This is a genomic window from Crenobacter sp. CS_VA4 (assembly GCF_055597485.1).
On record NZ_JBVMAE010000008.1, the window covers coordinates 120053 to 144724 of the forward strand.

Annotated in this window: 21 protein-coding genes, 1 tRNA gene and 1 pseudogene; 17 read left to right on the top strand and 6 right to left on the bottom strand. The window is 66.8% G+C overall.

Annotated features, from left to right (window positions below):
- The first annotated feature begins 132 nt into the window (after positions 1-132).
- From ppsA to ACZ2IA_RS09870, 3 genes are all read left to right on the top strand, one after another.
- The gene (gene ppsA, locus ACZ2IA_RS09860; RefSeq protein ID WP_470292404.1) at positions 133-2517 is read left to right on the top strand and encodes a phosphoenolpyruvate synthase; all 2385 of its coding nucleotides are present in this window, start codon (positions 133-135) and stop codon (positions 2515-2517) included.
- 353 nt (positions 2518-2870) lie between these two features.
- A complete protein-coding gene (locus ACZ2IA_RS09865; protein ID WP_470292405.1) occupies positions 2871-3455 on the top strand; it encodes a BON domain-containing protein in 585 nt (194 codons plus the stop codon).
- Positions 3456-3490: 35 nt separating this feature from the next.
- On the top strand, positions 3491-3694 hold the full coding sequence (locus ACZ2IA_RS09870; protein WP_470292406.1) for a DUF1328 domain-containing protein: 204 nt from the start codon (positions 3491-3493) through the stop codon (positions 3692-3694).
- A 72-nt stretch (positions 3695-3766) separates the two neighbouring features.
- Here ACZ2IA_RS09870 and ACZ2IA_RS09875 read toward each other — a convergent pair whose 3' ends face one another.
- Positions 3767-4738, bottom strand: coding sequence for a LysR family transcriptional regulator (locus ACZ2IA_RS09875; RefSeq protein WP_470292407.1), 972 nt, complete (start codon positions 4736-4738; stop codon positions 3767-3769).
- Positions 4739-4832: 94 nt separating this feature from the next.
- Here ACZ2IA_RS09875 and ACZ2IA_RS09880 point away from each other — a divergent pair, with 94 nt between their 5' ends.
- Positions 4833-5021, top strand: coding sequence for a hypothetical protein (locus ACZ2IA_RS09880; RefSeq protein ID WP_470292408.1), 189 nt, complete (start codon positions 4833-4835; stop codon positions 5019-5021).
- A gap of 96 nt (positions 5022-5117) precedes the next feature.
- On the opposite strand, the gene mfd is transcribed toward ACZ2IA_RS09880, so the two are convergent.
- Positions 5118-8510, bottom strand: a complete 3393-nt coding sequence (gene mfd / locus ACZ2IA_RS09885) for a transcription-repair coupling factor (protein ID WP_470292409.1) — start codon at positions 8508-8510, stop codon at positions 5118-5120.
- Positions 8511-8683: 173 nt separating this feature from the next.
- Here mfd and ACZ2IA_RS09890 point away from each other — a divergent pair, with 173 nt between their 5' ends.
- The 10 genes from ACZ2IA_RS09890 to rplI all read left to right on the top strand — a co-directional run bounded on the left by ACZ2IA_RS09890 (position 8684) and on the right by rplI (position 16957).
- Positions 8684-11968 carry a sensor domain-containing protein gene (locus ACZ2IA_RS09890; RefSeq protein ID WP_470292410.1) on the top strand — a complete coding sequence of 1095 codons (3285 nt, stop codon included), beginning with the start codon at positions 8684-8686 and terminating at the stop codon, positions 11966-11968.
- A gap of 50 nt (positions 11969-12018) precedes the next feature.
- On the top strand, positions 12019-12774 hold the full coding sequence (rlmB, locus tag ACZ2IA_RS09895; protein WP_470292411.1) for a 23S rRNA (guanosine(2251)-2'-O)-methyltransferase RlmB: 756 nt from the start codon (positions 12019-12021) through the stop codon (positions 12772-12774).
- 167 nt (positions 12775-12941) lie between these two features.
- A complete protein-coding gene (locus ACZ2IA_RS09900; protein ID WP_470292412.1) occupies positions 12942-14444 on the top strand; it encodes a multicopper oxidase family protein in 1503 nt (500 codons plus the stop codon).
- Positions 14445-14490: 46 nt separating this feature from the next.
- Positions 14491-14790, top strand: coding sequence for a metal-sensitive transcriptional regulator (locus ACZ2IA_RS09905; protein ID WP_470292413.1), 300 nt, complete (start codon positions 14491-14493; stop codon positions 14788-14790).
- 41 nt (positions 14791-14831) lie between these two features.
- Positions 14832-15143, top strand: coding sequence for a hypothetical protein (locus ACZ2IA_RS09910; protein ID WP_470292414.1), 312 nt, complete (start codon positions 14832-14834; stop codon positions 15141-15143).
- A 44-nt stretch (positions 15144-15187) separates the two neighbouring features.
- A complete protein-coding gene (locus ACZ2IA_RS09915; RefSeq protein ID WP_470292415.1) occupies positions 15188-15391 on the top strand; it encodes a heavy-metal-associated domain-containing protein in 204 nt (67 codons plus the stop codon).
- Between the two features lie 174 nt (positions 15392-15565).
- Positions 15566-15946 (top strand): 30S ribosomal protein S6, encoded by a 381-nt coding sequence (rpsF, locus tag ACZ2IA_RS09920; protein WP_470292416.1) that lies wholly within the window; start codon positions 15566-15568, stop codon positions 15944-15946.
- Positions 15947-15954: 8 nt separating this feature from the next.
- The gene (gene priB / locus ACZ2IA_RS09925) at positions 15955-16254 is read left to right on the top strand and encodes a primosomal replication protein N (protein WP_470292417.1); all 300 of its coding nucleotides are present in this window, start codon (positions 15955-15957) and stop codon (positions 16252-16254) included.
- Positions 16255-16261: 7 nt separating this feature from the next.
- The gene (gene rpsR, locus ACZ2IA_RS09930) at positions 16262-16489 is read left to right on the top strand and encodes a 30S ribosomal protein S18 (RefSeq protein ID WP_470292418.1); all 228 of its coding nucleotides are present in this window, start codon (positions 16262-16264) and stop codon (positions 16487-16489) included.
- A gap of 18 nt (positions 16490-16507) precedes the next feature.
- Entirely contained in the window at positions 16508-16957 is a 450-nt protein-coding gene (gene rplI, locus ACZ2IA_RS09935; RefSeq protein ID WP_470292419.1) for a 50S ribosomal protein L9, read from the top strand.
- A gap of 207 nt (positions 16958-17164) precedes the next feature.
- On the opposite strand, the gene ACZ2IA_RS09940 is transcribed toward rplI, so the two are convergent.
- Complete coding sequence (locus ACZ2IA_RS09940; RefSeq protein ID WP_470292420.1) at positions 17165-18529, bottom strand: MFS transporter; 1365 nt, start codon at positions 18527-18529, stop codon at positions 17165-17167.
- A 143-nt stretch (positions 18530-18672) separates the two neighbouring features.
- On the opposite strand from ACZ2IA_RS09940, the gene ACZ2IA_RS09945 reads away from it, so the two are divergent.
- Positions 18673-19779: a patatin-like phospholipase family protein gene (locus tag ACZ2IA_RS09945; RefSeq protein WP_470292421.1), complete on the top strand. Its 1107-nt coding sequence runs from the start codon at positions 18673-18675 to the stop codon at positions 19777-19779.
- A gap of 13 nt (positions 19780-19792) precedes the next feature.
- On the opposite strand, the gene ACZ2IA_RS09950 is transcribed toward ACZ2IA_RS09945, so the two are convergent.
- Positions 19793-19887: transfer RNA gene (locus tag ACZ2IA_RS09950), tRNA-Sec, on the bottom strand.
- Positions 19888-20068: 181 nt separating this feature from the next.
- Here ACZ2IA_RS09950 and ACZ2IA_RS09955 point away from each other — a divergent pair.
- Positions 20069-20740 carry a B3/B4 domain-containing protein gene (locus ACZ2IA_RS09955; protein WP_470292422.1) on the top strand — a complete coding sequence of 224 codons (672 nt, stop codon included), beginning with the start codon at positions 20069-20071 and terminating at the stop codon, positions 20738-20740.
- Here the strand turns inward: ACZ2IA_RS09955 and selB are convergent.
- Positions 20737-22620 (bottom strand): selenocysteine-specific translation elongation factor, encoded by a 1884-nt coding sequence (gene selB, locus ACZ2IA_RS09960; protein WP_470292423.1) that lies wholly within the window; start codon positions 22618-22620, stop codon positions 20737-20739. The genes ACZ2IA_RS09955 and selB overlap by 4 nt on opposite strands.
- A 60-nt stretch (positions 22621-22680) precedes the next feature.
- On the opposite strand from selB, the gene ACZ2IA_RS09965 reads away from it, so the two are divergent.
- Complete coding sequence (locus ACZ2IA_RS09965) at positions 22681-23016, top strand: GlpM family protein (RefSeq protein ID WP_470292424.1); 336 nt, start codon at positions 22681-22683, stop codon at positions 23014-23016.
- Between the two features lie 111 nt (positions 23017-23127).
- On the opposite strand, the pseudogene selA reads toward ACZ2IA_RS09965, so the two are convergent.
- Positions 23128-24510 (bottom strand): annotated as a pseudogene (gene selA / locus ACZ2IA_RS09970) (L-seryl-tRNA(Sec) selenium transferase).
- Between the last annotated feature and the right edge of the window lie 162 nt (positions 24511-24672).

The window sequence follows — 24672 nt, forward strand, 5'->3', positions numbered from 1 at the left end:
AACTGTCGTGAGCTTAATCGGCAAGGCCTGTCGGGCATTGTGCAATGCGGCACGGGTTGGGCCTGCATGGCCGGATTGGGATAGAATGCCGGTTCGATCGTCCCCCATTCCCCCAAAACAGGAAGTTTAGTGATGGCAGAGAACTTCGTAATCTGGTTTGACAAGCTGCGCATGACCGACGTCGAAAGCGTCGGTGGCAAGAACGCTTCGCTTGGCGAAATGATCTCCCAGCTTGCCAATTCCGGCGTACGCGTGCCGGGCGGCTTCGCCACTACCGCCGAAGCCTACCGCGCGTTTCTTGCACACGAAGGCCTGGCAGACCGCATTCAGGCGGCGCTGTCCAACCTCGATATCGATGACGTGACCGAGCTTGCCCGTATCGGCAAGCAGATTCGCCAATGGATCGTCGATACCCCGTTCCCGGCCCAGCTCGAAGACGAGATCAAGACGGCCTGGGAACAAATGGTTGCCGAAGGCGGCGCCGATATTTCGGTGGCCGTACGTTCCTCTGCCACTGCCGAAGACCTGCCGGACGCGTCGTTCGCCGGCCAGCAGGAATCCTTCCTGAACATCCGCGGCCTCGACAACGTCAAGGACGCGATGAAGCATGTGTTCGCGTCGCTGTACAACGACCGCGCCATCTCCTACCGCGTGCACAAGGGCTTCGCCCACGAAGAGGTCGCGCTGTCGGCCGGCGTGCAGCGCATGGTGCGTTCGGACTCCGGCGCCGCCGGCGTGATGTTCACCATCGACACCGAGTCGGGCTTCCAGGACGTGGTGTTCATCACCGCCTCGTACGGCCTCGGCGAGACCGTGGTGCAAGGCGCGGTGAACCCGGACGAATTCTACGTCCACAAGCCGACCCTGAAGGCCGGCCGCCCGGCGGTGCTGCGCAAGAACCTCGGCTCCAAGCTGATCAAGATGGAGTTCACCGACGCCGCCCAGGCGGGCCGTTCGGTCAAGACCATCGACGTCGAGCCGGCGCTGCGCAAGCAGTTCTCGATCACTGACGCCGAGGTGGAAGAGCTCGCCCAGTACGCGCTGATCATCGAGAAGCACTACGGCCGCCCGATGGACATCGAGTGGGGCCGCGACGGTCAGGACGGCAAGCTGTACATCCTGCAGGCCCGTCCTGAGACGGTGAAGTCGCAGGAAGGCCGCGTCGAGACGCTGCGCCGCTACCGCATCAACACCAAGTCCGCCGTGTTGGCCGAAGGCCGCGCGATCGGCCAGAAGGTCGGCCAGGGCGTGGTGCGCCTGGTGCGCGACGCGTCGGAGATGGACAGCGTCAAGCCGGGCGACGTGCTCGTCACCGACATGACCGACCCGGACTGGGAACCGGTGATGAAGCGCGCCGCCGCGATCGTCACCAACCGTGGCGGCCGCACCTGCCACGCGGCGATCATCGCGCGCGAACTGGGCATCCCGGCCGTGGTCGGCTGCGGCGACGCCACCGCCGTGCTGCGTGAGGGCATGGAAGTGACCGTGTCGTGTGCCGAGGGCGACACCGGCCTGATCTACGACGGCCTGCTGAATGTCGAGATCATCGATCTCGCGCTCGACAAGATGCCGAAGGCCCCGGTCAAGCTGATGATGAACGTCGGCAACCCGGAACTGGCGTTCGACTTCGCCCAACTGCCGAACGAAGGCGTGGGCCTGGCGCGGATGGAGTTCGTGATCAACCGCCAGATCGGCATCCACCCGAAGGCGCTGCTCGAGTTCGACAAGCTGCCGGCCGACCTGCAGGCGACCATCCGCGACCGCATCGCCGGCTACGCCAGCCCGGTCGACTTCTACGTCGATAAGCTGGCCGAAGGCATCTCCACGCTGGCCGCGGCGTTCTACCCGAAGAAGGTGATCGTTCGCATGTCCGACTTCAAGTCGAACGAGTACGCCAACCTGATCGGCGGCCAGCTGTACGAACCGCACGAAGAGAACCCGATGATCGGCTTCCGCGGCGCGGCGCGCTACGTGGCGCCGGCGTTCCGCGACTGCTTCGAGCTGGAATGCCGCGCGATGAAGAAGGTGCGCGACGTGATGGGCCTGACCAACGTCGAGGTGATGATCCCGTTCGTGCGTACCCTGGCCGAAGCCGAGAAAGTGGTCGAGATCCTCGCCGAGAACGGCCTGAAGCGCGGCGAGAACGGCCTGCGCCTGATCATGATGTGCGAGCTGCCGACCAACGCGGTGCTGGCCGACAAGTTCCTGCAGCACTTCGACGGTTTCTCGATCGGCTCGAACGACATGACCCAGCTGACCCTCGGCGTCGACCGCGACAGCGGCGGCCCGATCGCGTCGACCTTCGACGAGCGTAACGAGGCGGTCAAGGCGATGCTGTCGATGGCGATCAAGGCCTGCCGCGCGCAGGGCAAGTACGTCGGCATCTGCGGCCAGGGCCCGTCCGACCATCCGGACTTCGCCAAGTGGCTGGTGGAAGAGGGCATCGAGACCGTGTCGCTGAATCCGGACACCGTGGTCGAGACCTGGCTCTACCTCGCCAAGGAACTGAACGCGTAATCGCCCGCCGCTTCGGCCAACGTTGGCCGAAGGCGACGAGAAACCGCCCGCTTAGCCGGGCGGTTTTTTTATTGGCGGCGAGCGGGTTTGTCGTGCTCCGGCGACAGCGCAGTGCGTGCGATATCAAGGGGTTCCGGCAGACCGGGGCGACGAGCGGTCGATTGTCGCCGTGCGGCGACAAAAATCGTGGCGTTTGACGGACGGAAATCGGTGAACGCCTGATTTTACGGGCTTCAGTCGGGCTGGCACGGTGCTTGCTGGACCTAGACCGAAGTGCCGCCGCGAGGAACCGGCACAGCGCCGGGCCCTCTGCCGGACGACACTTCGTGAAACTACCCGATAAGGAGGCGACCATGAAACCGACTTTTACCCGTAGCCTGATCGCTCTGATCATCGTGTCGACCTTTGCCGCCAGCGGTGCCGTCTACGCGGCCAACGCCGTCGACCAGGCGGTTGCCGGAATCGACAGCGCCGCGCAGCAGGCCGGCCGCTACGTCGACGATGCCACTATCACCACCAAGGTGAAGGCCGCACTGCTGGGCGACGAGCAGATCAAGAGCGTGCCGATCTCGGTGGAAACCCACAAGGGCGTGGTACAGCTGAGCGGCTTCGTGGCCAACCAGCAGCAGGCGTGGCGCGCCAGCGAGGCGACCGCCGCGGTCGCCGGCGTGAAGGTCGTCAACAACGACCTGCGCCTGAAAGGCCAGGGCGGCTCGGCGGTCGGCTATTTCAGCGACGCCGCGATCACCAGCAAGGTGAAGGCCGCGCTATTGGAGGACAAACAGGTCAAGTCGATGCCGATCGGCGTCAAGACCGACAGCGGTGTGGTGCAGCTGACCGGCTTCGTGAAGAGCAAGGGCCAGATCGTCCGTGCCGGGAGGGTCGCCGCCGGGGTGAAGGACGTGAAGAGCGTGCAGAACGAGCTGCACCTGCAGTAAGCGGCCGGATCCGACCGACAACAGGAGAATGAGCGATGATCAACTGGGCACTGACTTTTTTCATCGTGGCGCTGGTCGCCGGCCTGTTGGGCTTCGGCGCGCTGGCCGGCAGCGCCGCCACGGTCGCCAAGATCGTGTTCGGGGTTGGCCTCTTGCTGTTGCTGGCGAACCTGGTCACCGATAGGCCTCGAGCCATTGCCAGAACGTTACGGCCGCAGCAAGGACGAGGCCGAGCGTGAGCTCAGGGACTGCCTGAGTGAACCGTAATCGTCCTACCGGCGCCTAAACGCCATCGGTCCGCACGCCGCCCTTCACCGGGCAGCTTTTTCGTGCGCGCCCGGCAAGTCGGTCAGCCCCGCCAGCGCCGCCGACAGCTCCAGACTGTTCGCCAGCCGCGGCAGGATGAACTCGATGAACGCCTGGTACTTCTTCGGCTGCGGCTGGCGGTAGGGGTAGACCAGATAGATCGGCCACTGCGCGCCGCTCCATTCCGGCAGTACCCGCACCAGCTCGCCGCGCGCCATGTACGGGGCCGAGCAGTACTGCGGCAGCAAGGCGATGCCCTGGCCGGCCACCGCGGCGCCGGCCAGTACCGCACCGTGATTGCAGGACAGCACCGCACTGAGCGCGGCGTTGCAGGTTTCGCCCTGGCGGGTCAGCCGCCAGTGGGCGTTGCGCTGGTCGACCTCGTCGTCGATCAGCGTGCGGTGGCAGACCAGGTCGCACAGCGACTCGGGCGTGCCGTGGCGGGCCAGATAGCTCGGCGCGGCGTACAGTGCCTCGCCGGCAAAGCCGATCGAGCGCGCCACCAGCGCGTCGTCGTGGACGCGACGGGCGCGCAGGCAGAAGTCGATGCCGTCGGTGACCGGGTCCTGCAGGCGGTTCTCTACCTCCAGACGGATTTCCAGCTGCGGGTGCAGGCTGGCCAGTTCGGCCAACAACGGCGGCAGCAGGAACTGCGACAGCGAGGAGGTCGCGCTGATCAGCAGGGGGCCGCTGACGCAGTCCTGCGCCGCCTCGACGTCGGGGCGGGCGCGCTCCAGCGTCTCGCGCAGCACCCGGGCGTGGCGCGCCAGCCGCTCGCCGGCCTCGGTCAGCGCCACGCGCCGGGTGGTGCGCAGCACCAGCACCGCACCGAGTTCCCGCTCCAGTTCGCGCACCAGCACGCTGACGCGGCTCTTGGCGCAGCCTAGGCTGTCGGCGGCGGCGGTGAAGCTGCCGAACCGGGCCAGCGCATCGAAGGCGAGCAGCGCCTCGGGGGAGAGCAGTGAGTTTGTTTCCATATCAGAACAGTGTGTTGAGTTTAGGCCGGTTTATCCGCGCATTTGGCATAGCTAAGATGAGCTTACCGTTTTTCAACAAACAATGGAGGCTCAAATGGAAGCACTACTCAGACTCTGGCCCTGCGCCTGGCAGCGCCCGTTCGCCGGCAGCCGGCGTTACACCGACCGGGCGTTGCGCCGGATCGGCGGCTGGTGGTGGGAAGGCATCTGCGCGCAGGGGCGGCGCTGCCGCGACGAGAGCGAGGCACTCGACCGCATCCGTACCCGACATACCTGGCTCTGAGCCATGGCTTGTCGTGAATGGCGGTGGCAAGAAGCTTGGCCGAACGGTGCGTGCCCGCACCGTCCGGCCAGTTTTTTTGCCAAGCGCGCGCGGTGCTTACTGTAGCTCGCGCAGCAACTCCTTCACCCGCACCACCCGCATCGCCACGTCCGGCACGTGGCTCTCCACCCGCAGCTTGTCCTGGCCGGCCAGCTTGTAGTGCTTCTTGGTCTGGATCAGCCCGATGATCTTCATCGGATCAATCGGCGGGTTCTTCACGAAGGTGATCTGCATCGCCACTTCGCTGGCGTCGAGCTTCTGGATGCCGAGCGGCTTGGCCGACAGGCGCAGCCGGTGGCTGTCGATCAGCGTCTTGACCGTCTGCGGCGGCAGGCCGAAGCGGTCGATCAGCTCCTCGTGGATGGTGTCGATCTCGGCGTCGCTCTCGCAGGTGGCCAGACGCTTGTACAGCACCAGCCGCTCATGCACGTCCGGGCAGTATTCGTCCGGCAGCAGCGCCGGCGCGTGCAGATTGATCTCGGTGGTGACGCCGAGCGGCGCGTCGAGGTCCGGCTCGCGGCCCTTCTTCAGGTCCTTCACCGCCTGCTTGAGCATCTCGGTGAACAGCGAGAAGCCGACCTCCTGCATCTCGCCCGACTGGCCCTCGCCGAGCACCTCGCCGGCGCCGCGAATCTCCAGGTCGTGCATCGCCAGATAGAAGCCCGAGCCGAGCTCCTCGGACATCTGGATCGCCTCGAGACGCTTCTGCGCGTCGCGGGTCATCCCTTCCGGCGTCAGCAGGTAGGCGTACGCCTGGTGGTGACTGCGGCCGACCCGGCCGCGCAGCTGGTGCAGCTGGGCGATGCCGAACTTGTCGGCGCGGTGGATCAGGATGGTGTTGGCGTTCGGGATGTCGATGCCGGTCTCGATGATGGTCGAGCAGAGCAGCATGTTATAGCGCTGCTGCAGGAAGTCGCGCATCACCTGCTCGAGCTCGCGCTCCCTGAGCTGGCCGTGCGCGACGCCGATCCGCGCCTCGGGGATCAGTTCGGCCAACCTCTCGCGCTGGTTCTCGATGGTGTCGACCTCGTTGTGCAGGTAGAACACCTGGCCGCCGCGCTTGAGTTCGCGCAGCACCGCCTCGCGGATGATGCCGTTCGACACCGGGCTGACGAAGGTCTTCACCGCCAGGCGCCGGCTCGGCGCGGTGGTGATCGCCGAGAAGTCGCGCAGGCCTTCGAGCGCCATCGACAGCGTGCGCGGGATCGGCGTCGCGGTCAGCGTCAGCACGTCGACGTTGGCACGCAAGCGCTTCAGCTGTTCCTTCTGGCGTACGCCGAAGCGGTGCTCCTCGTCGATCAGTACCAGGCCGAGGTTCTTGAATTCGACGTCCGGCTGCACCAACTTGTGCGTGCCGATCACGATGTCGACGCTGCCGTCGGCGAGGCCGGCCAGCGCCGCCTTGGTTTCCTTGCCGCTGCGGAAACGCGACAGCTCGGCGATCTTCACCGGCCAGTCGGCGAAGCGGTCGGAGAAGTTCTGGAAGTGCTGTTCGGCGAGCAGGGTGGTCGGCACCAGCACCGCCACCTGCTTGCCGCCCATCACCGCGACGAAGGCGGCGCGCAGCGCCACCTCGGTCTTGCCGAAGCCGACGTCGCCGCACACTAAGCGGTCCATCGGCTTGCCCGAGCACATGTCTTCGATCACCGCCTCGATCGCGGTGGCCTGGTCGGGGGTCTCCTCGAAGGCGAAGCCGGCGGCGAACGCCTCGTAGTCGTGCGGCGACAGCGTGAAGGTGTGGCCCTCGCGCGCGGCGCGTTGCGCGTACAGGTTCAAGAGTTCGGCCGCGGTGTCGCGCGCCTTCTCGGCGGCGCGCTTCTTGGCCTTTTCCCAGGCCGGGTTGCCGAGCTTGTGCAGCGGCGCCTGCTCGGCGGCGTGGCCGGCGTAGCGGCTGATCAGGTGCAGCTGCGACACCGGCACGTAGAGGCGCGCCTCGTCGGCGTATTCGAGCAGCATCAGCTCGGTCGCGCCTTCGCCCAGGTCCATCGACACCAGGCCCTGGTAGCGGCCGATGCCGTGCTGCTCGTGCACCACCGGGTCGCCGATCTTCACCTCGGCCAGGTCGCGCAGCATCGCGTCCGAGTTGCTGCGCGCGCGCTTCTGGCGGCTGCCGCTGCGCGCCACATGCTGGTAGAGCTCGGACTCGGTGACGACGGCGATGTCCTGTTCGGCCAACATAAAGCCGCGATACAGCGGCGCCACGGTCAGCACGAAGCGGGCATTGCCGGTGCGGAAGTCCTGCCAGTGCTCGGCGGTGGCCGGCTTCAGGCCGTGCTCGTGCAGGAACTGCTGCATCGTCTCGCGCCGGCCCAGGCTCTCGGCGACCAAGAGCACCCGGCCGGCAAAGCCTTGCACGAAGTCGGCGAGCCGCTGCAGCGGGTTGTCGGCGCGGCGCTCGACCGCCAGGTTGGGCAGGCCGCTGTCGGCGCTTTCCGGCGCCGGCAGCTCGAAACGCGGGTAGGGCTTGACGCCTGCCATCAGCTCGTCGGGCGACAGGTACAGCGTCTTCGGCGGCAGCACCGGCCGCTCCGGGTCGCCGCCGGCCATCGCGTAGCGGCTGGCGATGTCCTTCCACATCGCCTCGGCGGCGGCCTGCACGTCGTGGTGCAGCACCAGGGTGGCGCGCTCGCCGAGGTAGTCGAACAGCGTCGCGGTGTGCTCGAAGAACAGCGGCAGGTAGTACTCGATGCCGGCCGGGAACAGCTTGGCCGACACGTCCCTATAGATGCGACTCTTCGAGGGATCGCCCTCGATCCGTTCGCGGTAGCGCTGGCGGAAGGTGGTGACGCCGGCCTCGTCGGTCGGGTACTCGCGAGCCGGCAGCAGGCGGATCTCCGGCACCGGGTACAGCGTGCGCTGGGTGTCCGGGTCGAAGGTGCGCAGCGTATCGATCTCTTCGTCGAACAGGTCGATCCGGTACGGCAGTGTCGAGCCCATCGGGAACAGGTCGACCAGGCCACCGCGGATCGAGAATTCGCCCGGCGCGACCACCTGCGTCACATGCTGGTAGCCGGCGATCACGAGATCGCCCCGCAGCGCCTCGACGTCGAGCGTCTGGCCGGTCTTCAGGAAGAAGGTGCGGCCGACCAGGTAGTCGACCGGGGTGAGCCGGGCCATCGCGGTGGTCACCGGCACGATCACCACGTCGGCCTGGTGTTGGCGTATCTGCCACAGTGTCGCCAGCCGCTCCGACACCAAATCACCGTGCGGCGAGAAATGATCGTAGGGTAGCGTTTCCCAGTCGGGCAGCAGCGCGACGCGGGCGTCGGCCGCGAAGAACGGCAGCTCGGCCTTCAGTCGCTGCGCCGCCTGGGCGTCGGCCGTCACGATCACCAGTGGCGTGCCGGGGACGATCTGGCGCGCCAGCAGCGCGGCATCGAGCGATTCTGGCATCGGGGAGAGCCGGGTCTTCTGACCGGGCGGCGGAGTCGGGATGGCGTGGTCGGGCATGGTGGCGTTCACAAACGAAACTGACCGCATTATACGCCGCCGGAATTGCCTTACAGTTTCCTGCTTGCAGCCGATAAGAAACGAAGCGGCAGCGAGTGCCCAGGTGCTTGCCCGCCGACCGCGACAACAATGATGCCGCCGGCACCGACCGGCGACCAGGCAGGGATGCAATCTTGAATTCAGTCACGCGCTCGGGCCATCCCGGGCTGGTCTTCGCGCTCTTTCTCGGCGGGATAATGTTCTGGCCGGTCGACGCCATCACCGGCTTTGCCGTTCCATCGTTTTTTGCCCACGGCGTGCTCGCCTACTGGGGTGCCTGTGCCGGCTACGCCGCGGTGCCGTGGTGGCCGCTGATCGGCGCCGTGCCGCTGGCGCTGCTCTATGGTCCCTTGCCGGCGCTGACCTTCTCGCTGACCTGTTACGTCCCGATGCTGCTCTACCGGGGCCTGCCCTGGCTGCGCTGCCAAGCGCCCGGCCAGTCGGTGCGCCGGCTGTTCAGGTTGCTGTCGATGCTGGCGCTGTGTCCGGCACCGGCAATCGTGCTGCTCGAGATGATATTGCGCCTCAAGGCGCCGGGCGGAGCGGTCCCCTTGTCGCAGGTGCTGGCGATCTGGGGTGAGTGCGTGCTGGCGCTGACGCTCGGCGTGACCTTGGCGCTGGCGCCGCCGCTGTCGCCGCGCCGCCGGCTCGAGCTGCTGCTGATCTGCGGTGGGACGCTGCTCCTGTGGGGGCTCGGCAATAGCTACCGGCCGCTGTGGTGGGCCTTGCCCAGCCAGCTGCTGTTCTTCCCGGCGCTGATCGTCGCGGCGTTCCGCTGCGACCTGGCCGGCGCGGCGGTGGTCGGCATCCTGATGACGCTGCTGCCGGCGCTGGCGCAGCAGTTTCCCGGCTGGTGGGGAAGCCCCCCGGTGATCGGCCAGCTGTATTCGGACGTGGCGATCACGCTGGTGCTGTGCGTCAGCGGCCTGATCGTGGCGGTGCTGGCGGCGGGCTTTCGCCGCAACGAGGACCGGCTTCGCGAGCTCCAGCACCGCTTCGAGTTGCTGCTGGAGCACAGCCCGAGCTATTTGACGGTGACGGACCTGGCCGGCCGCTACCAGCTGGTCAACCGCGCGTTCGCCGAGCTGGCGGGGCGCACCCCGGCCGAGATGGTCGGCCTGCAGGCCGACACGCTGTTCCCGGCCGAGCAGCTGAGCGAACAGCTGGAGCACGACCGCCAGGTGATAAGCCGGATGGAGCCGATGCAGTTCGAGGAGACGCTGACGATGGGCGGTCGCACCATCGAGCTGCTGTCGTCGCGTTTTCCGCTGCTCGACGCCGACGGCGAGCCGGTCGGCATCGGCTGCGTGTCGGCCGACATCAGCCGCATCATGGAAGAACAGCACAAGCGCCAGGAGGCGGAGCAGAAGTACCGGGCGCTGGTCGAGCAGGCGCTGATGGGCATCTTCATCGTGCAGGACGAGCGCTATGTGTACGTCAATCCGCGCATGGCCGAAATGGTCGGCACCAGCCAGGATGCGCTGCTCGGCGAGTCGATCGACCGGGTGCTGGCACCGCAGGAGCTCGACCGGGTGCGCGCGCAGATCGCGTGGCGCTACCGCGACAATATCGAGGAGATGCAGTACAGCACCCAGATCCGGCGCACCAACGGCGAGCTGGTCGACGTAGAGGTGCACAGCCGGCTGTTCGAGTACCAGGGCCGGCGCGCGATCATCGGCGCGGTGATGGACGTGTCCGAGCGCCTCGCCGCCAACGCCGAGCTGCGCCTGGCGGCCAAGGTGTTCGAGAACTCGGCCGAAGGAATCATGGTCACCGACGCCGAGGCGCGTATCATCGCGGTCAATGCGGCGTTCAGCCGGATCACCGGCTATGCACCGGAAGTGGCGCTGGGGCGGCCGTCACGGCTGTTCCGGCCCGGCTCGCCGCTCGACACCCGCGAGCTGCTCGAGGCGCTGGAGCGGCACGGCCACTGGCAGGGCGAGCTGACCGACTGGCGCCGCGACGGCGAATCGTACCCGACCGAGCTGTCGATCTCGGCGGTGCGCGACCCGAACGGCACGCTGAGCAACTACGTCGGGGTGTTCTCCGACATCACCTTGAGGAAACAGGCCGAGGAGCGGCTGCAGTTCCTCGCCAACCACGATCCGCTCACCCGGCTGTCCAACCGCAACAGCCTGATCAGCCGGCTCGAAGGCCTGCTCGCCCGCGCGCAGGCCGGTCACCGTCACGCGCTGATGTTCATCGACCTGGACCGTTTCAAGCTGATCAACGACTCGTTCGGGCACGCCGCCGGCGACGAGCTGCTGCGCGAGATCGCCGCGCGGCTGAACCTGGTGGTCGGCGCGCGCGGGCTGCTGTCGCGGCTCGGTGGTGACGAGTTCACCCTGCTGGTCGAGCAGTGCGGCGAGCAGGCGGAGCTCGGCGAGTTGGCCGAAGCGATCCTGGTCGCGCTGGCCCGCCCGCTGTTCATCCGTGAGCACGAGGTGGTGGTCAGCGGTAGCATCGGCATCAGCGTGTCGCCGGGCGACGGCCACGACGCGATGACGCTGTTGAAGAACGCCGACGTGGCGATGTACCGCGCCAAGGACGCCGGCAAGAACACCTTCCGTTTCTTCGCCGCCGAGATGGACAGCCAGACCTTCGAGCGGCTGCGGCTGGAAAACGGCCTGCGCCAGGCCTTGGAGCGCCGCGAGTTCGAGCTGCACTACCAGCCGCAGGTCAGCGCGCTGACGCATACCTTCGAGGCGGTCGAGGTGCTGATCCGCTGGCGCCACCCGCAACTGGGCCTGGTGCCGCCCTTGAAGTTCATTCCGCTCGCCGAGGAGACCGGGCTGATCCGGCCGATCGGGGTGTGGATCCTCAACGAGGCATGCCACCAGCTCACCGCCTGGGACGCGGCCGGCATCGACGTGCCGCGGGTGGCGGTCAACCTGTCGGCGCGCCAGTTCACCTCGGACCTGGTGCCTCAGGTGGCGGCGGCGCTGGCCGCGTCGTGCCTCGACGCCGCGCGGCTGGAGCTGGAGATCACCGAGAGCCTGCTGATGCAGAACCCGCTCGAGGCGGTCGAGATCCTCAACCAGCTGAAGGGGCTCGGGGTGCAGATCGCGATCGACGACTTCGGCACCGGCTACTCGTCGCTGTCGTACCTGAAACGCTTCCCACTCGACGCGCTGAAGATCGACCGCTCCTTCGTCGACGGCCTGCCGCTCGACGAGGACAACGCGGCGATCGCCGAGGCGATCCTGGCGATGGCGAAGAAGCTGCGCTTCACCGTGGTGGCCGAGGGGGTCGAGACGCTGGAGCAGAGCCAGTTCCTGCAGACCAAGGGCTGTGCGCTGTTGCAGGGCTACTATTTCGCCAAGCCGATGCCGGCTACCGAGTTGGCCGGCTGGGCGGCCGAGCGCGGCGTGGCTGGAGTCCGGCTGGCCGAAACCGGGGCCGAGCTGGTCTGCGTGTAGCGGCCGGCGCTGCTACAATGGCCGCATTTTGCAGCGAAAGGCTCCCTACAGTGAGCAATAAACGCCTGATCCACGGCTTTCACGCGATCAACGCCCGGCTGTGGCAGAACCCGAAGAGCGTCATCGACATCTACCTGACCAACGGCCGCCAGGATGCGCGCGCGCGCGCGGTGCTGGAAAAGGCCGAGTTGGAGCGGGTGCGCGTCCACCTGGTCGATAACGAGCGGCTCGACACGATGACCGGCAAGGCGCGCCATCAGGGCGTGGTGGCGCAGATCGACGCCAGTCACAACTACGTCAGCCTCGACGACGTGCTGGAACACCTGAACGAACCGCCGCTGCTGTTGATCCTCGACGGCGTCACCGACCCGCATAATCTCGGCGCCTGCCTGCGCGTCGCCGACGCGATGGGCGCGCACGCGGTGCTGGCGCCGAAGGACCGTTCGGCGGGCCTGAACGCCACCGTCTCCAAGGTCGCCTGCGGCGCCGCCGAGGTGGTGCCGTACATCACCGTCACCAATCTGGCGCGCACCTTGCGCGAGCTGAAGGACCTGGGCATCTGGATCGCCGGCACCGACATGGAAACCGACACCGACCTCTACCACGTCGAGGCCAGCGGCGCGCTCGCCTGGGTGATGGGCTCGGAGGGCGAGGGGATGCGCCGGCTGACCCGCGAGCACTGCGACGTGCTGGTGTCGATCCCGATGTTCGGCTCGGTGGAGAGCCTGAACGTGTCGGTGTCGGCCGGCATGGTGTTGGCCGAAAGCCGCCGCCAGCGCGTGCTGAAGGCGGAAGGCAAGGGCTGAGCCGTTCGGCCAACGTCGGTCGGCCTGTTCCGATAATCGACGCCACAGAGAAGCGATCCATCCGGGTCGCTTTTTTTCGCTTGGCGCAGGTAACCCCATGGGGGTATTATCGGTTTGGTGTTTTATATACCTGCATGGGGTATAGTAAAACGATCAAGGAGACCCCGATGAATCGCCGCCAGTTTCTGTTGTCCGCCAGTTCCACCGCCGTGTTGGCCGCACTCGGCCGCCAGGCGTGGGCCGGTTCCATGCATGCCGGCCACGACATGGCCGCGATGCCCGGCATGACGATGGACACCCCAAGCAACCCGTCGCCGTCGCTCAAGCGGCTGACCTTGCCGAGCGGCCGGCCGCTCGCCGCGGTACCGCGCTTGGCCAACCACGGCGGGGCGGGGCGCTTCGTCGGGTCGCTCGCCGCCGCGCCGGTGACGCTGGGCTTGGCCGAACGCGGCGTGAAGACCACGTTCTGGGCGTACAACGGCCAGGTGCCCGGCCCGGCTATCGTGGCGTGCGAGGGCGACACGGTCGAGATCGCGTTCACCAACCGGCTGAACCAGCCGACCACGATCCACTGGCACGGCCTGCCGGTGCCGGCCGAGCAGGACGGCAACCCGCACGACCCGGCTCAGCCTGACGACACGCGCAACTACCGCTTCACCCTGCCGAAAGGTTCGGCCGGCAGCTACTGGTACCACCCGCATCCGCACGGCCACACCGCCGAGCAGGTGTTTCGCGGCCTCGCCGGCGTGTTCGTGGTCGAGGCGGCCGACGACCCGTTGCGCCATCTGCCGGAAGACTGGCTGGTGCTGTCCGACCTGCGCCTGAGCGACGACGGCAGCATTCCGGCCAGTACCCCGGCCGACTGGCACGACGGCCGCGAGGGCCAGTTCCTACTGGTCAACGGCGCGCTGCGCCCGGTGATCGCACTGGGGCAGGGCGAGCGGCGGCGCTGGCGGCTGTGGAACGCGAGCAGCGCGCGGATCCTGAAACTCGCCTTGCCGGGGCTCGACTGGCAGCTGGTCGGCAGCGACGGCGGCCTGCTCGGCGCGCCGCAGGCACTTACCGAGCTGATGCTGGCGCCGGGCGAGCGCGCCGAGCTGGTGGTGACCGGCACCAAGCCCGCCGGCGAGACCGTCGCGCTGCAAGCGCTGCCGTACACCCGCGGCCGGGCGATGACCGCCGAGCAGAGCGAGCCGCTCACCGTCGCGACGGTCAAGGTTGGCCGAACGGTCGCGACCGCCGCGCTGCCCGCCGCCCTGCGGCCGATCGCGGCATTGCCGGCGGCCGCGGTGCAGCGCACCCTGACCTTCAGCGAAAACATGGCCGACCCGGCGAGCATGTTCCGGATCAACGGCAAGAGCTTCGACATGAAACGTATCGATTTCACCGGCCGGGTGGGCGACGTCGAGGAGTGGGACATCGTCAGCGAGGCGCATATGGACCACCCCTTCCACCTGCACGGCACCCAGTTCCAGGTGGTCGCGCGCAACGACGGCAGCGGCTGGGTGGACGAGCCGTACCTCGCCTGGCGCGACGTGGTCAACGTGCCGCTGCGCGAGTCGGTGCGGATCCGCTTCCGGCAGGAGCTGCCGGGGATTCGGATGTACCACTGCCACATTCTCGAACACGAGGATCAGGGCATGATGGGGCAGTATCAGGTCCGCGCTTGAGGGGCTTCGGGCACAATGCGGGCAGTTTCCAGATGAGGTGCGGACGATGAGCGAATGCTGTCACGACAACAGCGACAAGAGCGTGGTGCAGCCGAACAAGGCGGCACTCTTGAAGCGGCTGGCGCGGGTCGAGGGCCAGGTGCGCGGCATCAACGGCATGATCGAGGGCGATCGCTACTGCGTCGATGTGCTGATCCAGATCGCCGCGGTGAAGTCGGCGCTCGACGCGGTGGCGATGCAGCTGCTGGAAAACCATATGAACGGCTGCGTCAGCCGCGCGGTGCGCGAGGGCAACGCCGAGGACATGGTCGCCGAGCTGCTCGACGTGGTGAAGAAGATCCGTTAGCGGCAGAACGCCCGATGTTCTCCAGCGAGGAGGGCGCAACGATGCGTGTTTGCAAGCTTGGCCGAATCCTGTTGCTGGCGCTGCTGCCCAGCCTAGCGGTCGCGGCGGCGATGCCGTTCGAACAGTACATCAAGCTGTCGCGCGGCATGAAGGAGAGCGACGTGCTGGCGATCAGCGGCCGGCCCGACTACGTCGGCAACCAGAAGTCGTTCAGTCGTTATCGCAACGGCGTCATCATCTACAGCAACGGCTATGACCTGGTGTGGCTGGCCGACGACGACACGCCGTACACCACCACGGTGACGATACGCGACGGCGTGGTAGTCGATGTCGAGCGCGACAAACGGTTTTGAGTGAGCGGCGCCGGCAGGCGCTGTACCAGACGAAAGGAAGCACGATGAGCCAGTTGGAACTGAAAGTGGACGGCATGACCTGCGGCGGCTGCGCCGCCAGCGTGAAGAAGGCACTCGGCACGGTGCAGGGCGTGCAGGCGGTCGAGGTCGACCTGGAAAGCGGTCGCGTCGCGGTCGAAGGCGAGGCGCTCGACGAGCAGGCGCTCGGCGCCGCGATCGAGGCGGCCGGCTTCGATGTGGTAAGCTGATCCGGTCATGCTGGGGCCCGCGAATAGTGGGGGCAATCCCCGGCCGACTGGGACGGGCGCGTGCCGGTCTGCGATTTGCCTGTACTGGGGAAATCGCGTAAAATCATGCGCTTTCGTAAACCTTGCCTTTCGCACAACGCATGGCGAAAGGATTTATAGCCACAAGGAGTCAACATGCGTCATTACGAAATCGTATTTATCGTCCACCCGGACCAGAGCGAGCAGGTTCCGGCCATGATCGAGCGCTACAAAGGCATGGTTGTTGCCGCTGAAGGCAAGATCCATCGTCTGGAAGACTGGGGCCGTCGTCAACTGGCTTACCCGATCCAGAAGGTTCACAAAGCACACTACGTGCTGATGAACGTGGAATGCGGCGCCGAGGTGGTGGAAGAAATCGAACACGCCTTCAAGTTCAACGATGCTGTGCTGCGTCACCTGACCATCAAGCTGAACCGCGCCGTGACCGAAGCGTCCCCGATGCTGAAGGACGAGAAGGCCAAAAACCTGCTCGACACTTCTGCTCCGGCCGCTGAGACCGAAGTGGCTGCTGCCTAAGGCAGACGTTGCACAATCGCCTGCAACTAACCGCGAGCGTCGACCGCGAAAGCGATTTGCGCTATACCCCGGCCGGGATTCCCGTGCTGGAGATGTGGCTGAAACATCAGTCACGACAGCAGCAAGCCGGTCTTGAGCGCGACGTCAGCTGCGAGATACAGGCGGTGCTGATCGGCCACGATGCCCCCCGTTGGGCGGGCAAACTGGCAGGACACAGCATCGAGGTATCTGGGTTTCTGACCCAGCGCAGTCTGCGCAACCCGCGGTTGGTACTGCACATCGAACACGTTGAATTGATTAAAGGTTAAGAGACAAATGGCTCGTCAACTCTTCAAGCGCAAGAAATTCTGCCGCTTCACGGCAGAAGGCATCAAAGAAGTCGATTACAAAGCAACCGACCTGCTGAAAGACTTCGTTGCCGAAAACGGCAAGATCATCCCGGCTCGTATCACCGGCACCAAAGCCCGCTTCCAGCGTCAGCTGTCGACCGCGATCAAACGCGCTCGCTTCCTGGCCCTGATGCCGTACACCGACCAGCACTGAGCCTAAGGAGACCACAAGATGCAAATCATTCTGCTCGAAAAAGTGGCCAACCTGGGCCAACTGGGTGACGTGGTGAACGTGAAGAACGGCTACGCCCGTAACTTCCTGATCCCGCAAGGCAAAGCCAAGCGCGCTAACGCTGCCAACCTGGAAGCGTTCGAAGCTCGCCGCGCCGAACTGGAAGCCAAGCAAGCCGAAATTCTGGCCGATGCTCAGGCTCGCAACGAAAAACTGAACGGTGCTACCGTGACCATCGAACAGAAAGCCGGCGTTGACGGCCGTCTGTTCGGCTCGGTGACCAGCGCCGACATCGCCGACGCGATCGTTGCTAGCGGCGTGGAAGTGAAGCGTTCCGACGTACGCCTGCCGAACGGCCCGCTGAAGGCCATCGGCGAGTACGAGCTGGAAATCGCCCTGCACCACGACGTGGTTGCCGCGATCAAGGTTGTCGTTACTGCTCTTGCCTAAGCAGAGCTAACGCCCTTCGCAAAAAGCCGACGGTTCGCCGTCGGCTTTTTTGTTTTGTATTCGGGGTTTTGATGGAGCAGCGGATCCGTGTAAAACCCCTTTAGCCACAGAATCCACAGAAGAACACAGAAAAAAACCTGGCCGACTTCTGTCGAGGTAAGCGAAAGCTGGTCTGTGTTCTTCCTGGATTCCGTGGCGAAAAAATATTCACTTCAGCGTGCGCTGAACGTTGATCATCACCAGGAACAGCGCACACAGCGCCACCATCACCAGAAACTGCTCACGGGCGGCTTCGAACAGCGTCATGCCCATATCGCTGACCCGGTGCTGGATCGGCACCGCCGCCGCTGTGATCGCCAGGCTCGCCGCCACCTTGCCCATGATCAGCCGGGTGCGGTAGCCGTGGCTGTAGAACGAGCCGGTGAAGTCGCGCAGCATGTGGATCGACAGCGGGATGATCACGAACACCGCGAAGCCCGACTGCAGCGCCAAGGGCAGCAGGTACCAGACATAGTGCTTGGCCGGCGCGAACGCGTACATCAAGAGACAGCCTATCCCCATGCCGGTGGCGCCGATCGAGGTCCAGGCGCGGGTCGAGGTCAGGCGGAGCTTGGTGCGGCTGTAGAGCTGGAAGCAGCCGTAGGCGCACAGATTGAACAGCGTGATCAGCCCGCCGGCTTGTTGCCAGGACAGCCCCTGCGAGATCGCGAATACCGGCATCAGGTAGTGGAACTGCACGATCAGCAGATAGAACATGAAGGTCAAGAGGCCGCCGACCAGGAAGGCGCGGCTGTTGATCACCTCCGGGTCCAGCCATTTTACCCGGTCGCGCTGCGCGTACAGGAAGCCGAGCGCGCCAAATACGATCATCACCAGCACCAGTGCGTGCAGCCAGCGCGGCTGCGCGGCGAGCCAGCCGTATTCCTGGATGGTGAACTCGAGCGCGAACACCGCGCAGGCGAACGCCAGCGCCGCGACCGGCGAGTGGCCGCGGCTCAGGTCGGTGGGGCGGTAGCGCTTGAGCGCCAGCGGCGCCAGCAGCATCGCCGGCAGCGCCAACAGCGCGACCAGGTAGAACATGCCCTGCCAGCCGAGCAGCGACACAGTCCAGCCAGTCGCCAGCGGCGCCAGCACCGGCACCAGCAGGATGCCGTGCGACATCCACTTGATGCCGGTGAAGAAGTCCTGCTCGTCGAGCAGCACGTTGATCATCAGCCGCGACGACAGGAACAGCGCGCCGCCGCCCAGGCCCTGGAAGAAGCGCGCGATGCCTAGCGACACCAACCCGACCGCCTGCGCGCTGGCGAGCGTGGCGATCAGGTAGAGCAGCAGGCTGTAGAGCAGGAACTTGCGGTAGCCGAAGCGCTCGGTCAGCCACTGCTGCTGGAAGATCGCCAGGATGCAGGCGACCGTGTAGACGGTGGAGACCAGCGCGAACTGGGTGCGCGACAGGCCAAGCCCGGTCATGATCGCCTGCGAGGCGAAGGCGTAGGCCTGCACGCCGAAAAACTCGATGCCGGCGCACAGCATGATCAGGGTCAGCGTCAGCAGGCGGTGTTTGTATTTGTTCATCGGACTCTGCTGGGGGTGTCAGGCTCGAGCCGTAGCTTAACGTGGAACCGCCCGACGCGCCTGCTCCATGCAGTAGTGCTATACCGGTGGTGTCGCCCGGCGTTCGCTGCGACCCCCGACCGATTTCCACGGAGAGACACTGCATGGCTACAGCCAAGCGCAAGATCGCGATCGCCTGCCAGGGTGGCGGCAGCCAGACCGCCTTCACTGCCGGCGTCTTTAAGGCGTTGTTCGAGCGGGACCTGACCCGCCATTTTAGTCTGGTGAGTTTGAGCGGCACCTCGGGTGGCGCGCTGTGCGCGATGCTGGTCTGGTACGCGCTGTTCAAGGGCGACGACTATGTGCCGAGCCGGCTGCTGGAATTCTGGGTCGACAACAGCGCGCAGACCGACGCCGAGCGCCAGTTCAACCACTATCTGGTCGAATCGCTGCGCGCCACCAACAAGGGCCAGCTGCCGCAGTTCAACGTCAGCCCGTACTCGCCGATGCTGCAGGCGATGGTGAGCCTGTCGAACTCGCAGCTGCGGCCGACCTTCACCGACCTGCGTACGCTGCTGCAGAAGCATATCGACTTCGACGAGCTGGCCGCCGCCGGCGCGCAGCCCGAACTGCCGGCGCTGTTGCTCGGCGCCGCCGAGATCCTGACCGGCCGGATGGTGAAATTCAACTCGCGCGAGCAGGCGATCCGGCTTGAGCACCTGTTGTCCTCGTGCGCGGTACCGAGCCTGTTTCCGGCGGTGGAGTTCGACGGCCAGGCGTACTGGGACGGCCTGTTCTCGGACAACCCGCCGGTCGACGAGCTGATCAAGGCCGTCTACGTCGGCGCCGAGAACCTGCCGCAGGAGGTCTGGGTGATCAAGATCAACCCGACCGGTTGCCAGCGGGTGCCGCAGGCGCCCGAGGAGATCATCGACCGCCGCAACGAGATGGTCGGCAATATGTCGCTGTTCCACCAACTGGACGGCGTCGGCTTTCTCAACGACCTGCTGCTGCGCGGTGCGTTTAGCCCGGACTTCCTCGCCCAGTTTCACATCACCGAGCCAGTGCTGATCCCGAAGTGCTTTGCCGACGACCCGGACCGGCCCTACCACATCCCGTTCATCGAGATGTCCGAGCCGCTGCAGCAAGCGCTCGATTACGAGAGCAAGCTCGACCGCAGCCCGGAAAACCTGCAACGGCTGCTCGACGACGGCGAGCAGCAGGCGGCGGCGTTTCTCGATGGGAGGCTGGCGGCGTTGGGGCTGAATTAGAAGAAGGACGCACTGGCGGAAGGCAACAGGAGTCGAACCTGCCCGGGACCGCTGGCGGCCCCCACCGGGTTTGAAGCCCGGCCGCCCCACCGGGAGCGACTGCCTTCCGTGCACCACTCGTCGAGTATAGCGACGCGATTCAGGCTTGGCGATGCAGGTGTAATACCGTTTTCACCCGTGTTTCGTGTCTCGAATCATTAGCTATATTTATATATCGTAAAATCAATTAGCTGTATTGGTTTTGTCGCGCCGGCTAAGCTGGGTCTTTGCCGAACCCCTGGAGGCCGCGATGAAACTGTCCCTGTCCGACGCGCTGTTGGCGTCGTTTCCCGAGCTGTCGGTGTACGGCCTGCTGGTCCGCGACTGCCCGGTGGCTGCGCTGGCCGACTTCTCGCTTACTGCCGCCTTGCCCGAGCTCGACCCGCTGGCCGCACAGGCGGCGGTGGAAGGCTGGCAGGCGGTGTACCGCCAGTTTCCCGCCGACAGGCGAGCGCGCAGTTCGATCGCCTACCTCACCAGCGCCGCCGCCCGTGGTAAGCTGCGCCCGATCAGCCCGCTGGTCGACCTGTACAACGTCGCGTCCTTGCTGAGCCTCGCGCCGTTCGGCGGCGAGGACGTCGACACGCTGCGCGGTGCGCTGCAGCTGACGCTGGCGCGTGACGACGAGTCGTTCGTGCCGCTCGGCCGTGACGCGGCCGAGTGCCCGCTCGCCGGCGATGTGGTGTGGCTCGACGGTGGGGACCGGGTGGTGTGTCGGGCGATGAACTGGCTGGAGTCCGATCGGCACAAGCTGACCGACGCGACCCGCCACGCGGTGTTCGTCAGCGAGCGCGCCCATGCCGACCTGCCGTCGCCACAGCCGGGCATCGATTACCTGCTGTTTCAGCTGGCCGAAGCCGGCGTCGGTAGCGTGCAGCCGTTCCGGCTCGATGCCGGCACGCCCGGCGTGGCGCTGGGCTAGAACAGGCCGAGATCGCGCAATAGATGTCGGTCGCCCAGCCGCCGCGTATAGCCGCTGCGATTGAAGAACTCCAGGATCTGGATCGCCAGTTTGCGGCCGACGCCGATCGCATCGCGAAACGCCGCGGCGTCGACTTGGCCGTGCTCCTTCGCGAGTCGGTGCAGTTCGGCGGCGAGCCGCTCCACCGTCGCCTGCGGGAAGTAGCGGTCGGGAACGATCGCCTGCACATGGCCGAGCCGGGCCGCCTTTTTCAATAGCTGGCGCACCGTCTCCTCGTCCTCGCCGGCGTCGCGCGCCAGGTCGCGCACCCAACAGGGCTCGTTGCCGTCGCCGAGCAGCGGCGCGACTTGCTGCCAGCGCCGCTCTTCCTTGTCGTCGAACGCCAGTACGTGGCCGGGACGGTGCAGCCAGCCGCGGCTGTTGACCAGCTCGCCGCGGGCCACCAGTTCGTCGATCAGCGCATGTGCCGCGCCGTCCGGCTCCTTGGGTAGCGCCAGCCGCTTTAAGCGGGCCCGGCCGGCGCCGAGCGAACCGGGCTCGGCCAGGTGCAAGGCGTCGAGCCGCGTGAGCAGACTGTCGGCCAGCGCCTGCCAGCGCCGCGGCGAATAGGCGAGCGCGTCGCTACCGTGGCCGACCCGGCGCAGCTGCGCCAGCGTCGGCAGGCTGGCCAAGACCGAATCGCTCAACTGGCGCGCCCAGCCGAAGTCGGCGAGCGGCACCGCCGCCTGTTCGGCCAAGGTGGTCAGCGCCGCGTCGTGGTCGGCGCCGGCCGCGGCGAGGCACTCGAGCAGCGCCAGCCGCTCCGGCCTGCGCTTGGCGCGGCCTGGCGTCGAGAGTGTCAGCACGGTGGCGCCGGCCAGCGTCGCGCGCGCGCCGATGTCGCGCAGGATCAGCCGGTCGCCGTCGGCGAGGTGGAGCGGCGCATCGAGCGCCAGCTCGGCGAGCGCCGTCTCGCCGGCGTCGAGCGTGCTGCCGGTTAGCAGCACCAGCCGGCCGGTGACGTGGCTGGCGGCGTGATGCACGTGCAGCGGCTGCCAGTGCTGCAGCGGCCTCTCCAGCGCCGCCGAAACCCGCACCGCCACCCGCGCCGCCGGTGCGGGCGGGGGCTGTTCCAGCAGCCAATCGCCGCGTTGGATTTGGTGCTTGTCGACGTCGCCGACCAGGTTCAGCGCCAGGCGCTGGCCGGCGCCGCCCCGTTCGGCCGGGCGGTTCTGCGCGTGCAGGCCGCGCACCCGAACCGGCACGTCGCGGCCGGTCAGCCACAGCGTGTCGCCGACCCGCACCGTGCCGCCGTAGGTGCTGCCGGTGACGACCAGCCCCGCGCCTTGCAAGGTGAACGCGCGGTCGATCGCCAGCCGGAAGCGCCGGGCATCCGGTTGGTGTTCGGAGCAGGGAATCAGCGCGTCGCGCAGCGCGGCGATGCCTGCGCCGCTGACGCTCGACACCGCCAGCGGTGCGCTGCCGGCGAAGCGGGTCGGCGCCAGCAGCGCGGCGACCTCGGCGTGCGCCGCGGCGAGCCGGGCGGCGTCGGCCAGGTCGCACTTGGTCAGTGCTACGGTCAGTCGCTCGACGCCGAGCAGCTGCAGGATCGCCAGGTGTTCGCGGGTCTGCGGCATCACGCCGTCGTCGGCGGCGACGACCAGTAACGCGTGGTCGATGCGGCCGACGCCGGCCAGCATTGTGGCGAGAAAGCGTTCGTGGCCGGGCACGTCGATGAAGCCGAGCACGCGGCCGTCGGGCAAGGGCAGGTAGGCGTAGCCGAGCTCGATGGTCATGCCGCGGCGCTTCTCTTCCGGCAGGCGGTCGGTGTCGACGCCGGTGAGGCGGGCGAGCAGGGCGGTCTTGCCGTGGTCGACGTGGCCGGCGGTGGCGATGATCATGGGGGCGGTCCGCGAAAACGCCGGCAGGTAGAATGCCGCTTTGCCTGCCAGGAAGTGTTGATGAATCTCGTGTTCAAGGCGGCGATCGGCGCCGTGGTGGTGCTGATCGCGCTGCTGTCGAAGACCCGCAACTACTACATCGCCGGCCTGGTGCCGCTGTTTCCGACCTTTGCGCTGATCGCGCACTACATCGTCGGTTCGGAGCGTTCGGTCGCGGCGCTGAAGACCACCATCGTGTTCGGGCTGTGGGCGATCCTGCCGTACGCGGCGTATCTGCTGTCGCTGTACTGGCTGGCCGACCGGCTGCCGCTGGTGCCGGCACTGGTATCGGCCGCGCTGTGCTGGACGGTCGCCGCGGCGATGCTAATCCTAGCCTGGACCCGTCTGCACGCCTAAGAGCCGCTAACAAAACCCTCCTGGCGTTGTTGCCCTGCCTTGTCGTACTACTTGTACTGCCTGCGGCAGGGCGCCTAGCCAGGATCGCTACGCTGAGTTTTGTTAGCGGCTCTAAACAGTCAGCTGCGCGGCAAAGCCCGCCTCGTCCTCCAGACAGCGCAGATCGAGCCATAGCTTGCCGTCCTTCAGCCGGCCGATCACCGGCGTCGGCAGCGCCCGCAGCCGTTCGGCCAACGTTTCCAGCGTGCCGCCGCGGCCATCATGAGGGGACAAGGTCAGCGCCATGCTCGGCAGCCTATCGACCGGCAGCGAGCCGCTGCCGATCTGCGACAGGCACGGCTCGATCGCGACGTCGGCCGTATCGCCCGCCTACGCGGCCAGCGCCGGCAGTAGCCGTTCGGCGAGCGCGCGGCTGTGCTGCGTGCTTCGGCTCAGCTTTCTCAGCGTCGGCAGCCGTTCGGCCAGGCGCTCCGGCTCCAGGTACAGCCGCAGCGTCGCCTCCAGCGCCGCCAGCGTCATCTTGTCGCAACGCAGCGCACGCTTGAGCGGGTGCTGCTGGATGCGGTCGATCCAGGTCTTCTTGCCGATGATCAGCCCGGCCTGTGGGCCGCCGAGCAGCTTGTCGCCGGAGAAGCTCACCAGCTCGACGCCGGCGGCGATCATCTGCTGCGGCATCGGCTCGGCCGGCAGAAGATCGACCAGCGCGCCGGAGCCGAGGTCGGTCGCCACCGGCAGGCCGTGCTCGCGCGCTAGCTCCACCAGCTCCGCCTCGGCGACGCTGCTGGTGAAGCCCTCGATCGCATAGTTGCTGGTGTGCACCTTCATCAGTAGCGCGGTGTCCGGGCCGATCGCGTTGCGGTAGTCCTTCGCGTGGGTGCGGTTGGTCGCGCCGACCTCGACCAGCCGGCAGCCGGCCTGGCGCATCACGTCGGGCATGCGGAACGCGCCGCCGATCTCGACCAGCTCGCCGCGCGACACGATCACCTCGCGCCCGGCGGCGACGCTGGACAGCAGGATCAGCACTGCCGCGGCGTTGTTGTTGACCACGCAGGCTGCCTCGGCGCCGGTCAGCTCGCGCAAGAGCTCGCCGACCACCCGGTCGCGATGGCCGCGTCCGGCGCCGTCGAGGTCGTACTCGAGCGCCACCGGCTCGCGCATCGCGGCGGCGACTGCCGCCACCGCCTCTTCGGCCAAGGTGGCGCGGCCCAGATTGGTGTGCAGCACCGTGCCTGTCAGGTTGTAGACCGGCGCGAGCGACACCCGGCGGCGCGCGGCGAGTTCGGCGTCGACCCGCTCGGCGAGCCGCTCCGGCTGCTCTAGCCAGTCGGGCAGGCGGGCGCTACTGCGGATCAGCGCCCGCGCTGTGTCGAGCAGGCGGCGCAGCGCGTCGGCCAGCGCCTGCTGGCCGTGGCGGGCGTGGCTGGCCTGTAGTTCGGGCAGGGCCAGCAGGCGGTCGATCGAGGGCAGTCGGGCAAATAGTTCGCGTCCTTCCATCTTTACCTTCCCCCTTTGCCGTCGATGACGGGTCACCGGATCGGCACCACATTGATCTGAGGTTGGCCGAAGCGGGGTGCAAAGGCAAGCCGGGCTTCGTCGCCTCGACGTTCTATAACGCAAGGGCCGGCCGGTGCGTGCGTATTTATTTTATCGGTATGT

Excerpts from the sequence above, each read along its gene's own strand:
- ACZ2IA_RS09900 (WP_470292412.1), top strand. The coding sequence starts at position 12,942 with ATGAATCGCCGCCAGTTTCTGTTGTCCGCCAGTTCCACCGCCGTGTTG.
- ACZ2IA_RS09965 (WP_470292424.1), top strand. The coding sequence starts at position 22,681 with ATGAATCTCGTGTTCAAGGCGGCGATCGGCGCCGTGGTGGTGCTGATC.
- rpsF (WP_470292416.1), top strand. The coding sequence starts at position 15,566 with ATGCGTCATTACGAAATCGTATTTATCGTCCACCCGGACCAGAGCGAG.
- ACZ2IA_RS09865 (WP_470292405.1), top strand. The coding sequence starts at position 2,871 with ATGAAACCGACTTTTACCCGTAGCCTGATCGCTCTGATCATCGTGTCG.
- ACZ2IA_RS09940 (WP_470292420.1), bottom strand. The coding sequence starts at position 18,529 with ATGAACAAATACAAACACCGCCTGCTGACGCTGACCCTGATCATGCTG.
- ACZ2IA_RS09915 (WP_470292415.1), top strand. The coding sequence starts at position 15,188 with ATGAGCCAGTTGGAACTGAAAGTGGACGGCATGACCTGCGGCGGCTGC.
- selB (WP_470292423.1), bottom strand. The coding sequence starts at position 22,620 with ATGATCATCGCCACCGCCGGCCACGTCGACCACGGCAAGACCGCCCTG.
- rplI (WP_470292419.1), top strand. The coding sequence starts at position 16,508 with ATGCAAATCATTCTGCTCGAAAAAGTGGCCAACCTGGGCCAACTGGGT.
- ACZ2IA_RS09955 (WP_470292422.1), top strand. The coding sequence starts at position 20,069 with ATGAAACTGTCCCTGTCCGACGCGCTGTTGGCGTCGTTTCCCGAGCTG.
- rpsR (WP_470292418.1), top strand. The coding sequence starts at position 16,262 with ATGGCTCGTCAACTCTTCAAGCGCAAGAAATTCTGCCGCTTCACGGCA.
- ACZ2IA_RS09945 (WP_470292421.1), top strand. The coding sequence starts at position 18,673 with ATGGCTACAGCCAAGCGCAAGATCGCGATCGCCTGCCAGGGTGGCGGC.
- ACZ2IA_RS09905 (WP_470292413.1), top strand. The coding sequence starts at position 14,491 with ATGAGCGAATGCTGTCACGACAACAGCGACAAGAGCGTGGTGCAGCCG.
- ACZ2IA_RS09880 (WP_470292408.1), top strand. The coding sequence starts at position 4,833 with ATGGAAGCACTACTCAGACTCTGGCCCTGCGCCTGGCAGCGCCCGTTC.
- ACZ2IA_RS09875 (WP_470292407.1), bottom strand. The coding sequence starts at position 4,738 with ATGGAAACAAACTCACTGCTCTCCCCCGAGGCGCTGCTCGCCTTCGAT.
- mfd (WP_470292409.1), bottom strand. The coding sequence starts at position 8,510 with ATGCCCGACCACGCCATCCCGACTCCGCCGCCCGGTCAGAAGACCCGG.
- ACZ2IA_RS09910 (WP_470292414.1), top strand. The coding sequence starts at position 14,832 with ATGCGTGTTTGCAAGCTTGGCCGAATCCTGTTGCTGGCGCTGCTGCCC.
- ppsA (WP_470292404.1), top strand. The coding sequence starts at position 133 with ATGGCAGAGAACTTCGTAATCTGGTTTGACAAGCTGCGCATGACCGAC.
- ACZ2IA_RS09870 (WP_470292406.1), top strand. The coding sequence starts at position 3,491 with ATGATCAACTGGGCACTGACTTTTTTCATCGTGGCGCTGGTCGCCGGC.